Consider the following 15,552-nt stretch of genomic DNA (forward strand, 5'->3'; position numbering starts at 1 on the left):
TTTTTCCTTTTACAAAACAGCTCTCCTTGATTCCACATAGTCCAAACCGAAGTGCATATGAAGGACTCTGGCTGCTTTTTCTACGTCGCATCTATCAACGAGTGTACTTAATCCTACAGGGGATTCCCAAATGGACGCCTTTGCAATATGGTAGTCATGAAAAACGTTGGTAACCTTTTCTCTTACCTCCTGTGAAGAGTTGATCTGACCGATCACGGATACCTTAGATAGGTCCTTTCTTTCCTCTATATGAGAGTATGCCTGGTTATATTGTCCAACGATCTTTTTTACTTCATGAAAATCCTGATCTTTAACGATGAGCACAAGGCTTTCCTGATATTTAATGATTTCTGTCTCAATATGATGGGAATCGAGATCATAAAGAATCAGTGACTCTCCACCATTACAGTCCATTATTGTCAGAACAGAAATATCACTCTGATAGGCCACTCCCACAATAGGGGCATTTCTCTGTGTTCTTCCACTAATGACGGTCCCACGCCCCTCAATCAAACTGGAACAGACCACAAGCGGAACATGATGTTCCCTTGCATGTTTAATCGCCCTCGGATGCAGGACACCAGCTCCCATGATGGCTAAACGCAGCATCTCATCATAGGAAAGGGTGTCAATTTTCGCTGCCCGGGGAACGATTCGCGGATCCGACGTATACACCCCATCTACATCCGTATAAATGTCACACCTATCCGCTTTTAAAGCGGCAGCAAGAGCGGCTGCCGTCGTATCAGAACCGCCCCTCCCTAATGTAGTCACTTCTCCTTTATCCGTGATTCCTTGAAAACCTGCTACCACGACGATTCGTCCTTTTGATAATTCCGATTTTATCCGATCGGTATTGATCGAGGTAATCTTGGCATTCCCAAATACTCCATCGGTTTGAATTCCCGCCTGTCTGCCAGTGAGGGATACGGCTTCCAGCCCCTTATGATGGAGGGCCATTGTCAAAAGGGAGATCGTCACCTGCTCCCCGGTACTTAAGAGCATATCCATCTCTCTCTTATTTGGCTTTGCTGAGAGTTCTCCTGCCAACCTTACCAGTGTATCAGTCGTTTTATTCATGGCTGATACCACTACCACTACATCATGACCTTTTTCTCTTTCTTTCATGACATGAAAGACCATGCGCTTGATCCGATCTGTAGAACCAACAGAGGTTCCACCAAACTTTTGAACGATCATACTCAATGATACCCCTACTTTCCATCAGATCTTATTTATTAAAGACTACTTCTAAGAAACTGCAACGCCAGTTTTCACTTCATTTTCCAACGGAATTTCATTTAAAATAGGAACGGCTTGAATATGGTCGTGTGTCACAAGGAGCGATTCCATTGTCTCTTTTCTTCCTTCAACAAATACGTACAAGTAATCCCCCAGTTGAATACGATCCTTCAATATGAACGATGGGATCCAGTTTTGATACTCCTCATTTTCACGGACTCTTAAGACCCATTGGTGATTGCTCTCATCAAGAACCTCTTCCGTATTCACGGTACTTTCGGCAGAATCGGTATACTTTCTCTCTATCAACGACAGAAAATCCTCTACCATGGCGCTTCCAGTAGGTAACTTTCCAGCGCCCGGACCAAGAAGGGTGATTCTTCCTACAAGACTCCCCTTAAGGGAAATGGCATTTTCCACATCCTCCACACCGTAAAAGGGATGGGTATCATGGACAAGAGTGGGCTCTACTTCTCCTCTGATATGATTGATTGAATCCCGCTGGAGAGAACCTACGTGCTTAAACCGTAGCCGAAAGGATTCCGCTGCCTGAAGCCATTCTGCAGTCAGGTGGGATATCCCCTTTCGTCGGATATTTTTCCAATCGGGCTGTCTGCCAAAGGCCGTCTGACTTAAAATAAGCAATTTATAGAACGCATCATAGCCTTCGATGTCATTTGTCGGATCGGCTTCAGCGTATCCTTTCTCCTGAGAAATCTTTAAGGCTGTCTCAAAGGCAAGACCTCTTTTTCTCATTTGAGATAAAATGAAGTTGGACGTCCCATTCAGAATCCCTTGAATTTGTTTGATCTCATTCACTTTCAGAAGCTGCCTGATACTGCCGATCACGGGGATCCCTCCGGCTGTCGTCGCTTCAAATCCGACCGATACCCCCTTCCTTTTCGCCTTATCTAATAGTTCAGGACCATATTTGGCAAACATCGCTTTATTAGCCGTGACGATATGAAGCCCTTTCTCAATAGCTTGTGTTAAATACGTAAAGCTCGGTTCTTCCCCCACGATCGCTTCAAAGATCACGTGCAGGTCCGGGATATCCAAGATTTCTTGAAAATCCGTTGTGACGAGGATGGATGATTCAATCCTTCGCTCTTTTGTGGGGTCTTTAATAAGAATCGCCTTTACCTTCACCTCTTTACCCAGTACTTCCTTCAATCTGTCCTGATGAGTATCGATTGCTTCACAGACCCCTTGCCCTACCGTTCCGAACCCCAGAAGTGCCACATTAATCGTTGACATCATTCATTCTCCTTTTATCGATTTTTTATTTAGTACATAAGAATGATTCATTCCAGTTGAAGATCCACTTAAGGTATATGAGCGGAAAAGAAAAAGGTATACAGAAAAGCCCTCTTCTTTTAAGAAGAGGGCTAAATGAGCATGCTCCTCCCCTTATCTTCCAGATTCGTTTGGAATCTGTAGGAATTGGCACCTTTACAGTCTGATCCTGCAGGTTGCCGGGCTTCATCGGGCCTATCCCTCCGCCGCTCTTGATAAGAGATATCATGTTTCGTTTTGGTATTACTTGCTATTTGAGTATGAATTGGATTATATAGGGGATTTATTCACTCGTCAATACTATTTTTAGTATTTTTAAAAAATTCTTTCTAATGACAAAGACAGTTATATTTCCTATCACTTATTATTCAGCTTTGTCTAAGAACCTATAAATCTATTTTGCAAAGAGACGTTTTAACATGTCCTGGCGGGGAAAACTAATCCATATCCCTGTATTTGAAAGGAACCAAATCAATTATGTTGAAAAAATTGCTTCCCTTATCCATTAGAAAATATATGGTCATGTCCAAGCGTCAAAGAATGCGGGAGATTCGGCTGACCATATGGTATATGCCGTTCTTTTATATTTGTTTTTCCATACTGCTTGTCGCACTCACCCTCTTTTTAGATCTGTATGCCGACATCTCTCAATTTACACCCGATTTCTTAAGTATGGATGCATCTGTTACACGCATGCTTGTCAGTACACTCATCGGGGCCATCCTGACGCTCAGTGCTTTCACCTTGAATTCACTGCTTGTTGTACTCACGATGTTCAGTGGTCAATTTTCACCCAGGATGCTCCTGGACTTCATTTCGGACAAACAAACACAGCATGCCCTGGGAATTTTTAATGGCAGCTTTGTTTACGTACTTCTCCTCTTTCTTTTTATCGGTGATTCAAAGGAAGAACTGTTTGTTGCTGCGCCGATCATGACGATCGGACTTGCTTTCCTTACTGCTGTGACATTTATCTTCTTCATTAACCATGCTTCCACCTGGATGCAGGTACACAATATTACGTACAATATGAAGCAGGTTTCTGAAGTGATGATCCACCAGACGTTAAAAAATGATTTAGAAACCCACCGAACAACAGAAAATGGCGATCTTATGGAACATGAGAAGGAGAACATCATTCACTTACAGGCAAGGGAATCGGGATATATTCAGTTAATCGACTTCCATGGAATGATCGAACGGGCTAAGCAGGATAACCTCATCATTCAGCTTCATTACAAAGTCGGAGATTATATATTGGCCGGTAATGAAATCATGAGTATTTGGGGACCTGAGACCAACGATGTTTCGGATGGTTTCTATCTCACTTTCATTGAAATGGGGCATAAAGAGACCGAAATCCAGGACCTGCAAATGGGAATTCACAAGCTGGCTGAAGTGGCGATCAAAGCTCTCGGGAATGATGATCCAAAAACCGCCTCTAATACGATTGATCAAATGGCTGACCTTATGCTGACAGTGGAGGATCACTTATCCTTCACTCCTTATTTGATCGATAGGGAAGGAAGAGTCCGAGTCGTTCTCCAGTCCGAAGCATTTGATTATTACTTGTATCGCGGGTTTGGCTATATCCGACATTATGCTAAAGACAATCATTTAATCATTACAGACATTGTGCGGGCACTGGCGCTCATTGCAGAATCCATCCAGCCATCCAAACACAAGCACATCTGGGAATTTGCCTGTAATACCATTGATCATATTGAAAGGGAGGTCATCTATGAATTAGATAAAACGTTTCTTCTTCAAGAAGTTCATAAGCTGGCACGCTTAACTGAAAACCTTAGGGAATATAAGAAAATCGAAAGTAAATTCTATCCTTCTGCCAATGAAAATACGTAAAAAGCTTCATCTCTTTTAGAGTAACCCGTTCGGTTGAGCGGGAGTAAACGTAAAATAATAACATTGCTTTTGGAGGTGGAATTAGCACGTTCATTCGCTCCTCCTTTTTTTATTGATATGACAACGTTTATAACTTTAAAAGAGTGTCTTAGCATACAAATTAACATCGGTTTTAACAACCCTTTTAGCAGTAATGAATAAATTTAATCACGACTGCTAAAAGGGTTGTGAATTCCATTGTTGAAAATAATACTGAAGATGAAAATAGGAACATCCAAGTTGTATGATCCTTTGGTATTTCATGAAAGCCCACGATCGCTGAATAGTTGAACATCAGGTTTCCCGTTAAACTTTTGCATTCTTAAACAATGAAACCAGGTTCTCTGCTAAATGAGGTTTATAGGGGAAAAAAATTCCCTTAATTAGCAGCTAGTACTGAAAACAGCTTAAATAAAGGGAAAAAATCCTCTTATTTGACTCGAAAAACGTGAAAATAAGTAGCTTTGCCTTGTATAGAGGGAAAACTCCACTTAATTTCCCCCAAAACTACTTCTAATCTCCATATAACAGTAAAATCTCCGCTTATTTTTCTATCCCTGATTACTCACTCTTCATCTTCCCATCTTTCGTATCTGCTAATAGAATTTATAGCCACATCCGATCTTCTCTTTTACAGTTTTTCATTAATTGTGCAATTTCAGCCTCAATTTTTGGAACGCTATAATCGTTTGTAATTTGTACCTTCTCCCCGATTACAATTTCAAGGGTGAATTTTTTCGCATACTTGCTTGTGATATATAATTATATCTTATCATGAGCTTCTTCAAGTAACCTCGCGGCAGCATCTTCGAAATATCCTGTTGAAAAACACTACATAACAAAAATAGAAGACCAAAAGTTTCACCATTTGGTCTGCTATTTTTTGTGTTAGTTGATGTGTTAATAAGCATTCTATTTTAGTTGTGAATTGTATCTTTCTCCTTATCAACCGAACGGGTTACGTTTAGAGAGATGAAGCTTTTTTACAAGGAATTAAATCCATGTTTCGACGATACTGGAATCTTCCCCTTGTGCTTTCGGAACTAGGGAGAAACGTTCGGGAATTTCACTTCTGACTGCTTCTAATGTAGGTCTCATCAAAATATAATGGGTCGGTTGATTGACATCGAATAGCCTTGCTACAAACATGCCTTGATAATCTTGCGGATTGGAATAAATACAGATGATGGGCATCTTATAATCACTTAATGTCACCTCATCAAATGAAGAAATTAAACGATCCGGGTTTTCCATCAAACCACTCCTTTTCTGTAATGTCTGATCATATTACCTTCAGCTTAACACGCATTCTTTCCCTTTTGCCTCTATCCCGTCCATTTGATTATGCATGTAGAGTTTTTGAATGTAATAGTTGCACTGAGCGTATTGCCCTTCTTCCTTCATTAGGGGGATGATGACCTTCTCGATATATTGATAATATGCTTGCTCTCCCTCTTGAACTCTTTTCTCAAGCATCGTAAAGAAAGTTTCCATGCAGGAATTCTTCATATCTCTCAAAGATGCCTGTCCCTCTTCTATTAAACTTGCATATTTTTCATTATTTCCTGAACCGTCTATATTCATGGAACTATCAATATAGCCAAACAGGCTGTTTACATACACCTCTTTATAGGACTCATGCTTCAATAACCCATATGCCGTTTGAAATGCGTCCCTTGCCTTTCTATCATCAAAGACATCTCGATAAAGATTCCCTAAATTCAGGTGAAGAACGGCTTTTCTCCTATGATCATGCAGATTATCACAATGTTGGATCAACTCATCATATTTCTCTACCAACGTGGCCAGACTTGATTCTTCGCTTCTACTTTCAGCTACCAATTGAATCGTAGCAGCGTCTATACATCTCGTAAAATTAAACGTTTCCTTGAAATAGTTAAGAGCCAGCTGACTATATCGCAGGGACTTATCATGCTGCCCAAGATCATGATATCCAACTGACATATAATAGTAGGCTTCAGGGTTTGAGTATATCTCTCGATCTATTTTCTCCAAATACTTCAGGGCTGTTTGTGGATTCCCTTTGGCAAGCTCATACATGCCTTTAATATGATAGTATAACTGAAAATCGTAATTGAACATATGGAAGGACAGGCGCTTATTGGAAAACTGACTTAAATAGAAGGCAGCTTCTTTTACTTCCCCTTTCATGATAAAGTACCTTGCTTTCAGTAGCTTAAAGGTACCGTTAAGGGTTTCAATTTTGGTTAATGGATTTTGTTCGATGGTATCCTTCAATAATTCAATTTTTCCGTTTACCTGCTTGATCATGACATCATGCCACAATTCCAAATCTAATTGTAATTTTTTATATGCCTTTAACTCTTTCTCAACGTTCACATTTAACCTTTGATTGAACAATTCAATTTTGTCTTTCGTAATCTGTAAGTGTCCGCTTTCAATCTTACTGATATGTCCAGGGGTACAGATCCCATCTCCCACCTGCTTTTGGGTCATCCCCTTAAAGATCCTATAATACTTTACAAATGTCCCAATATGCATGATTTAACCTCCAGGGTGATGTAGTTTACGATAATTCATTCCATCCAAATTCTTTATTTCAATATACGTTATACTCCTATTATACTAATAAGTGATCATGAAAAAATTGGGGTTTTCAGCAGGGTTCACAAAGCCCAAAGAGGACCTTTTTACCTAGTTCTTTATTCATAATATATTGTTCACTTGACTGTTTTAAGTGCTTTCCAATGAAATACTGGCACTATTTGTTACAAATTTTTATAGTTTTTTAATAATATGGATTTGTGAATAAAACGGGATTAGTTCTTTAGACCTTATCTATTTTCCCGATTTCTTGCACATTTTTTATGCTATTTTCCGAAAATGATTGGGATCTTTTTATTAGATAAAAAGAAACCCCTCACACCTTTCTGATTCAAGGTGTGAGGGGTTTCTTTATTTACATTTGATCTGAAGGTTGGATAGGAGGATCCAATTGGATTTCCTGGTTTGGATAAATCTTTGAAATAACAGAAGAGCCCATTAATCTCTTAATTTCATTTGCCGGTAATTCCATTGACACCCCATTGAAGGCTATCTTATACCTGTGTTTGATGCGATATTCCACTTCATTATCATCCAGAAAGGCATGAAGTTCCTGTTCGAAAGCCCGATGACTTTGTTCAACGTGTTCCTTGGCTTTGTCCAAGGTCATATTCACGCCCTGAGCTTCTGCTTCCAGAACGGCGATTTGTGCAGGTTTTGTCTTAAACTCAATAATAACGGAAACAACCTTCTCACTTGAAAGGTTAATCGATGGATCAACTTTGACCGACGAATTCATTGTCTCTTTCACCGCCTCTTCCTCGTTTTGATAGGCATTCTCCCCTACGTTCTCCTGACACCCTCCCATGTACATCATCAAGAGCAGGAATGGGACACTCCAGTAGCACTTCTTCATTAACTTTAAATCTCCTTTATTTAAGAGTTGAAAAAAAAGACAATCTATGAGGATTGTCTCCTATCGATTGTCTTTTCAAACGTGTTTCACGAAGTTATTCTATTTTAGGGATACCTTAGTTTTTTGCTCCATCATCCATTTGCTTGGCTGTTACATTCAAATTCGATGTGTATGAAACTCCTTGATATTCATTACCAGCTTTTTCGTCCAGTTTGATTGCGAAAGAAAGGTCAATGTATTGGTCATCATTTAATTGCCAGAATTCATGCTTCTCGCCCTCTTTAGAACCATCTCCTAGTACCATCTTGGCTTTCCCGCTCATACCTTTTGCAGCAGGTTGAACGTCTTCTTCCTCTACAAATCCGACAACCATTTCAACACCAGGAGCAATCGCTTTGGACATAGATTTTACTTCATTGGTTGTTCCATTGAATAACTCATCTAAGTAGATTCTTGATTCTTCCAGGATATCGTCTGTCATTTCTTGTCCTTCAGAGAACTTATAAGCGATATACCCTACTTTATAGGCATCTAAAGGTACATCTGCACTTAGAGACTGGTTATATGTAGCTTTAAGATAAGCATCCATATCACCTGTGTTTTCAATCTTTAACCATTCACCGTACTTTAATTGAGAAGGGGCAAACCCAGTAGCTTCGATGATCTTGGTTTCCATGTCTTGTGAGTTGTTGATTTCCAATGTACCGTTTGTGATCTCTCCTGTGGCATTTGTCTCGGATGTGAACCAAGAATATGTACCAAAGCTTCCAGATACTACGATTGCTCCTACTAAAGCGCTTCCCAAAAATGCATTCTTCAACTTAAACATGTCAATCCCCCATTATTTATTATGATTTGGTATACTCCTCTTGCTTCTTCGGTTTGATTTTTTCATAAACCGTCAAACACACATACCCCGTTAATGGAACAATGATGAATAGTAAGAAACCCATCGGGCCTTTCGTATATTGAGAAAGAAAACCGAGATTTGGAATATGAAAAAGTTCCTTCCCTACGATTTCATCTGCCGTTGTAACATCTTCATCCACCGTATTGTTGTTATCACCTTGAGTATAGAAGTGCTTTACTCCGTCTTCCCCAACAATGGAGGTGATTCTGTGAGTAATCAGGTTATTCTCCTGGTTGTAATAGGAGATGATATCTCCCTCTTTAAGATCTTCTGCATCCATCTCTCGGGTAATGATCACGTCTCCAGCCTCAAAGGTAGGAGCCATACTATTCGACAATACGGTTAACGGCTTGTATCCAAAAAAGGATAGCGGTTTACTGCTGTTCAGGCTTATGAAGATGGAAACGATGATCATCATGATGAATAAAAAGATTACAATTGGTATGGCTTTTTTGACAATTTTCACTACCTGCTCCATTTCTCACCCTCTATTCTGGTTGTGCTGTAAAAAAATAATTGGTCTAGCAAAAGAAGTTTTCCTAATCAGAATTTAATTAAGATTCTGATTTCTACCTTTATTATGACATAGCTTTAAGTCTTGGTGTATTGGGGTATACACATGATTATGATTTCGGATTCATAGGTATTAATACCTGTTATATACTATCGTTAAAAGTGAAGAAGTTACTTTATTCTAAAGAAAAATCAGAGAATATGATAAAACAACCGGTCTTTTTTTACTATCTTAATCCCCCAATTATTGTCGATTAGAGGCATCTTTTTGAAAAGTAATGTTGAATAGTAAAAAAATTTCCGTCAACTTATCATTCTTTGTCATATCTAGATAAAAAACATCCCTATTTATGATTGTTTGATGGTTTATTAGTGTTTTCTACTTCTCTAAATCAAAAAACCAAGGTACTTTTTCCCGTACTCTTGGTTTAGATCAACCCGTTTTTCATTTCAGTGTTTTACACTCACGACTTAACAATTTTCAATTAACCTACCTGCATAAAGAAGGGCTTTCTCTTGATTTCCCTTATCTAAATAATGCTGATACATCGTTTTTTCATACGTATGCAGCTGTTGATGTTTTCCACTCCCCTCCAGCATGGGAATGATTTTTTCTTCAATAAACTGATAATACAACTCTTTTTTATCCTCATGTAACAAGCGAAGCATTTTGAAGAATAGAAAACTGCTTTGATCGTTAATTTCCTTTGCGAATTGTGTGCCTGACTCTATCAGTTGTTTGAGGTTCTCTTCTTCTTGATTTCCTTCGATATGTAAACTGCAGTATACGTACCCAATCAGATTATTAAGATAAATAGGTGACTTTTGGTTACTCTCCAATAAAGATAACGTCTTCTTGTAGTACATTTTTGCCCTTTCATTGTCTTCAACAAACGAGTGTTCGTATGCTAAGTTGCTTAATAAAGCCGCTTTTTTTGACGTTTCATTGAGAATATCACACTGTGCAATTAAGCGATTATACCGTTCTACCAGTTCCTCGAAATCCCAAAGTTCGTTTCTTCCTTCGTTTATCAACTTGATGGTTTCAGCGTCAATGACCTTTTTAAAGTTATTCGTTTTCCTGAAGTAATCAAGTGCGACTTCACTATAGTAATAGGCCTTTACTTTAAATTGAAGGTTATGATAGGCGATGGCGATTTGATAGAAAAATTCATGATTTAAATATTCTTTTTCATTGATTTGAAGCAGATATTCGAGTGACTTCTTGAAGTCTCCTTTTATTCCTGCTGTGATTCCGAGAAGGTGATGAAGGAGGTGAAGTTCATAAGTGTTTAATTCTTTACGGTGTTTATTCATTTTATCCAGCAGCGTTTCTGCTTGGGCGATGTTCCCTTGCAAAAGGTTATATCTGGATTGTAATAAAAAATACTTATTCTTAACAGATTGGATGAGAAATAATGAATTCTTTTCTACCTCGTCTTTTAAACGTTCAATCTCACTTACTTGTTGTAATACCATGCTATCGTGCCATTGCTCAAGCAATCGCTCATATTTCTGAAGGGACTGCATTTCCTTTTCCAGATCGATTCCGAGTTTCTCGCTTAGCATATGTGTGATTTCAGGAGAATATTGGGTGTTGCCACGCTCAATTTTACTGATATGAGTAACGGAACAAATCCCTTTTCCGAGTTCTTCCTGTGTTAGTTCATTTTTCTCTCTGTAAAATTTTATAAGTAGTCCTAAACTCATCGAATCCACTCCCGAAAGATTATACTAATTGTATTTTTGATTACCTCTTTTTTATCATCATACCTTTTCAATCTTCAATAAAACAGTGTTATTTTTTGTCTATTCGGACTTTTCAAAGTGGGAGTAAGTGTAATCTCGATGAATTTTCATTCACGAAAAAAGAGCAGCCCTTAACGGACTACTCTTTCTTCTGGTTGATGACGTTCATCAAAGTGTTTTGAAATGAAACCGTTAAGGATTAATCCCCAATTCCCCTTTAATCGAGTCAATTGTTATACCATCTACTTCAGATTGAGGATCTGGAGTATCTAATACAAAATCATTTTCAGATAAGTAATACTTCTCAAGGAGTGTAAAGTCTTTTTCATCTGTCGTACCATCGAAATTGATATCCGTATTTCGATAGTCCGTTCCCCAATGATCTTGAAGCAGTAGTGCATCGTGAATATCGATGGTATTGTCTTTATTGATATCTCCAGGCTTGGAAACGGCCATATAATAAGTGATGTATTCACCAATATCTACACCATTTTCTGTACGTCCCGCTTCAAGTGGTGTATATGTTGTGTAGTGTCCTGGTACATCCGTAACGACGGTATACTTCTGTACAGATGATGGTAGTTGTTCGATAGTAATAACACCGTTTTTCGGTATGGTGACAGGATAAGTATTTCCATTTGTATCCTCTAAGTGTATAGTGGCACCTATCTGTGTGTAATCCCGGCTATAATCAAAGCGACCTGCATCTGTCAGGAGTCCCTCTGCGCCTATAAATCCTGCATTAACCTTTGATACTTTCGGATAGACTGGGTGAGCTCCCATTTTTGTCGGGATCCGTGGTCCATCATTAATCTTCATCGTACTCACACTACTGAACAATGGAGAATACGTATTGAAAAACTCCTGCTCATTCGTATCAGCTACAATCTTGAATAATGCAACGTCACCTGATACCCCTTCACCTGGAATGTTAATCTCAATATCATTTCTGACACTTGTTGTACCGGTTTTTGTCACATTCAATTCTGTCCCCTCTGGTAAACCATCCGCTAAATGGAACTCAACTGAATCCAAAAACTTACTTGAGTTGTAGGTATACATTGAAAAGTCATGGGCGTTTTCTAAATTGTTAGCGTAGAAAGTATAGGTGATCTTGTCACCCATTTGGTAAGCTTCTTTATCTGGTTTCGCGAAAACATATTGAAGTCCCTTAGGTGCATAGTAGACCACTTTAGGAATAGCTGTGTTTCCAGCATAATCAGCTCCTAAATATTGGATTTCTCTGATGGATGACGTTTTTACACTGATTTCCTTTGAAAACTGTCCATTTTCATCCACCTGCAGTCGATAGTTCGGACCATTCTGACCATACCATATATTATTACTTGCTTGAGTGAGCGGGATATCGGTCTTTGCCGTTTCCTCTATTTCTGAATCCAATAATGTTCCTGATAAAGTGACTGTTTCTTGGCCTTCTTCCAGCTCTACAATCGGGAAGTCACCAGCTGGCATTGCGTTCGTCTGATCATAAACAACTGTTGGTGCTCCGTTATCCAAGCTGATGGTTGATGTTTTGGTGAACTGCTTTCCATCTTTCGTCGTTCCGATCATCTTCACATCATAAATGCCATCTTCCACTCTCACTTTTGTATAGCTAATCGGCTTCTTATCATGTCCCGTTAATGGATAATAATAACCATAGAACCCTTCTTCAATATAATAATCGACATCGATTGCAGCTCCTGCTGCATTCACACCTGTAATCCATCCCAGGTCTTCTTTCGTATCTGGATCAACCAATACCCAATCCAATCTTTCCATCGGGGAATTCAATCTGAAATCAAGATCAGTTTCTTTTCTGCTATAAGGATTGTTCACACGATTAGTCGAAATACTTTTCGTATAGACATCAAAGTACCCGATTCCTTCTTCCACGACTTTCGCTCCGAATGGGATACGATAGCTGTCCTCTGGATCCTTTTGATTTTGAATCACGATGTATCCTTCATATGTTCCTTTTTGAGCCATTTTCGGGATGGTAAGAATCGCATTGAATTGTTCTTCTTTATTCTTTTTCACTTTCATGGAGCTTGGTACATTGAGCCTCACACCATTTTCCTCAGCATCCAGAGACCCAGAAGCCTTTGCCCCCACATTATATTCTACTGAAATATCATATTTGTTGTTTTTATTACTATTATTTGTAATTGATAGATTGGTCGTTTTTGTAATATGTTCATTCCCCAACGGGATAAAACCGTAGCTTAGACCACCGGTTTGTTCCGGAATGATGATTTCTTCCTGGTTTTCAATAAATGGCGTTTCATCCAGAACGGAAATCATCGTGTCCGAATGGATGGCTTGCATTGGATCGACTCTTCCCGCTCCAACTTCAAATACGCTATATTGATTTTTCAATGGATCTGCCGTATTCATTAACACAGATTTAATTTCGCTTGGCGTATATTCAGGATGTGCTTGAAGTAATAATGCTGCTATCCCTGCTACTTGAGGTGACGCCATTGATGTGCCTGATAACCGTTGATAGGCATGTGAATAATCCGATGAATCTTCTTTATTCTGCATATAGGATGGAACGGTTGAGAGAATATTGACCCCAGGTGCCGTTACCTCTGGCTTGATATCATACAATGTTCCTGAAGGACCTTTTGAACTGAAGGATGCAAGCTCATCACCGCTGATTTCCGCTTCCCCCATTTCTCCCAACGTGATGGTTGGTGTTCCATCTTTGAATAGTTCTTTCACTGCTAAACCATCTTGATTCGTTAATGAAAAAGTCGGGATATTGTCATTGCTTTCGCCTAAATAATGAGGGATATGCCCTTCATCTGGATTCATATTATAAATGATGACGGCTTTTGCACCCTTTTGTTTCGCGTATTCCATTTTTTCGATGAGTGCATATGAGCCGCGAGCCACGAATGCCACTTTTCCAGCGACATCTTTCCCGTTGTAATCAGCAGGTCCACCTTCTCCTACTTCAACCATTTCAAAGCTTTGGCCTTGGAGCTTACTAAACTCATCCGTCCATTTGTTGGTCATTAATTGTAGAACTCCATCCAGATCCTTACCTTCCACAGAGAACACGCCATCATAAGTCGTGACAAAAGATGGTGCAGAACTTGCTCCTACCGTCAAAGCAAGGGCAGCGGCACCTGGAGATCCCAACGTATAATTCCCTTGATCCCCAGAGTTCCCAGCGGCAACAACGGCTGTAACACCACTTAACACGGCATGATCAACGGCTATGCTCGTTGCATACAAAGGGTTATTCGTTGCTGCTCCAAGGGAGAGGTTGATGACATCCATTCCATCTGCCACAGCACGGTCAATCCCGGCAAGTATATTACTGGTTGATCCAGATCCGTATGGCCCTAATACACGGTATACATTTAATTCCGCATCTGGAGCGACACCAATCACTTTGTAATCTGAATCATTTACAGCTTGACCCACAATCGTTCCTGAGACATGTGTACCATGATCTGTGTAATAACTGTTCCCTTGATTGTTTTCAGGATATCCAGAAGCTTTCCAGTCATCATACGTTGCTTCCATCGGATCGTCATCATTGTCTACAAAATCATATCCACCTTTATAGGCATCTTTTAAATCAGGGTGGTTATAATCGATTCCTGTATCGATCACTCCAACCTTGACCCCTTTACCTGTAAACCCCTCTTTATGTAATTCATCAACATTCATAAAAGGAATACTATCCACTTTTGTAGTAGATCCTTCTTCTTCATCATGTTTAGGTGGAGGAGTAAGTTGAACCTCTAATTCGCTATAGACGGCTTTAACAGCTTCCGATTCTACTAGACTTTCAACTTGATTGCCCGGGAGAGTAATCGCTACTCCATTAAAAGCATTCGTATAGGAGTAGTTAATTTCATAAGGATCTTTACCAGATTTCGTCTTTTTCCCAATTTTAGTATCTAAGTCTTTTTTAAACTTTTTATGGGACTCTTCTACCTTTTTCTTTGCCGTTTCAAGAGAAACCTCTTTCCCCTTTAGGGATTGTTGAATTTGTTCTGCTTTTGCAGGCAGCTGATCAAATTCGACAATAACGGTCACGTTCTCTTCACTCTTCAAGTCAATATCTCTTGATAACTGAAGACCCTTGATAGAACGATTAGCCTCCAGTTTATGTAAAGCTTCAAGCTGCTCCTTTGAGAGACCAGCCAGGACCTTCATAGCGTTGGACTCTGCCTCTGCATGTACTGCAGGTTCAGAACTTAAAGGTGCTGCTGCCCCTAAAAGAAGTCCTACACTTAATGCAATTTTTGGATATTTGCTGTTTCTCATGAATTCAACCCCTTTTACTTTCTTAAGTTCATTATATTGTCGAATAACAAATAAGTCATTGGGGGGAATTTTGTCAATAAAGGGAGACGAAACTTAGGAATTATTGTAAATTGTTGTATCTTTCCCCTATTATAACTCTGAAAAATCAATCATTTGAGATGGAATGAACATCACCTAAACAATAAATAGTTCAATTGAACTGAAACTT

General features: G+C 39.3%; 10 protein-coding genes and 1 riboswitch. Of the genes, 1 reads left to right on the forward strand and 9 read right to left on the reverse strand.

The window, feature by feature from the left end; genetic code table 11:
• Nucleotides 1–9: 9 nt before the first annotated feature.
• Together ACXAF2_RS08635 and ACXAF2_RS08640 are read right to left on the reverse strand one after the other, a co-directional pair.
• Nucleotides 10–1,206, reverse strand: coding sequence for an aspartate kinase (locus ACXAF2_RS08635; RefSeq protein WP_475138183.1), 1,197 nt, complete (start codon nucleotides 1,204–1,206; stop codon nucleotides 10–12).
• Nucleotides 1,207–1,251: 45 nt separating this feature from the next.
• A complete protein-coding gene (locus tag ACXAF2_RS08640; protein ID WP_475138184.1) occupies nucleotides 1,252–2,499 on the reverse strand; it encodes a homoserine dehydrogenase in 1,248 nt (415 codons plus the stop codon).
• Between the two features lie 150 nt (nucleotides 2,500–2,649).
• Nucleotides 2,650–2,760: riboswitch (SAM riboswitch) on the reverse strand.
• A gap of 255 nt (nucleotides 2,761–3,015) precedes the next feature.
• Between ACXAF2_RS08640 and ACXAF2_RS08645 the strand changes: the two genes are divergently transcribed.
• Nucleotides 3,016–4,401 (forward strand): DUF2254 domain-containing protein, encoded by a 1,386-nt coding sequence (locus tag ACXAF2_RS08645; protein WP_475138185.1) that lies wholly within the window; start codon nucleotides 3,016–3,018, stop codon nucleotides 4,399–4,401.
• A gap of 1,032 nt (nucleotides 4,402–5,433) precedes the next feature.
• On the opposite strand, the gene ACXAF2_RS08650 is transcribed toward ACXAF2_RS08645, so the two are convergent.
• The 7 genes from ACXAF2_RS08650 to ACXAF2_RS08680 form a co-directional block, all read right to left on the reverse strand.
• A complete protein-coding gene (locus tag ACXAF2_RS08650) occupies nucleotides 5,434–5,694 on the reverse strand; it encodes a hypothetical protein (protein ID WP_475138186.1) in 261 nt (86 codons plus the stop codon).
• A 39-nt stretch (nucleotides 5,695–5,733) separates the two neighbouring features.
• Complete coding sequence (locus tag ACXAF2_RS08655) at nucleotides 5,734–6,963, reverse strand: helix-turn-helix domain-containing protein (RefSeq protein ID WP_475138187.1); 1,230 nt, start codon at nucleotides 6,961–6,963, stop codon at nucleotides 5,734–5,736.
• A 418-nt stretch (nucleotides 6,964–7,381) separates the two neighbouring features.
• Complete coding sequence (locus ACXAF2_RS08660; RefSeq protein WP_475138188.1) at nucleotides 7,382–7,882, reverse strand: protease inhibitor I9 family protein; 501 nt, start codon at nucleotides 7,880–7,882, stop codon at nucleotides 7,382–7,384.
• Between the two features lie 115 nt (nucleotides 7,883–7,997).
• On the reverse strand, nucleotides 7,998–8,711 hold the full coding sequence (locus tag ACXAF2_RS08665) for a hypothetical protein (protein WP_427599170.1): 714 nt from the start codon (nucleotides 8,709–8,711) through the stop codon (nucleotides 7,998–8,000).
• A gap of 19 nt (nucleotides 8,712–8,730) precedes the next feature.
• A complete protein-coding gene (locus tag ACXAF2_RS08670; RefSeq protein ID WP_475138189.1) occupies nucleotides 8,731–9,270 on the reverse strand; it encodes a signal peptidase I in 540 nt (179 codons plus the stop codon).
• 506 nt (nucleotides 9,271–9,776) lie between these two features.
• On the reverse strand, nucleotides 9,777–11,015 hold the full coding sequence (locus ACXAF2_RS08675) for a helix-turn-helix domain-containing protein (protein ID WP_475138190.1): 1,239 nt from the start codon (nucleotides 11,013–11,015) through the stop codon (nucleotides 9,777–9,779).
• A 231-nt stretch (nucleotides 11,016–11,246) separates the two neighbouring features.
• Nucleotides 11,247–15,344, reverse strand: coding sequence for a S8 family serine peptidase (locus ACXAF2_RS08680; RefSeq protein WP_475138191.1), 4,098 nt, complete (start codon nucleotides 15,342–15,344; stop codon nucleotides 11,247–11,249).
• Nucleotides 15,345–15,552: the final 208 nt, after the last annotated feature.

The sequence above is a fragment of the Rossellomorea sp. ABR4_004 genome (genome assembly GCF_056159585.1).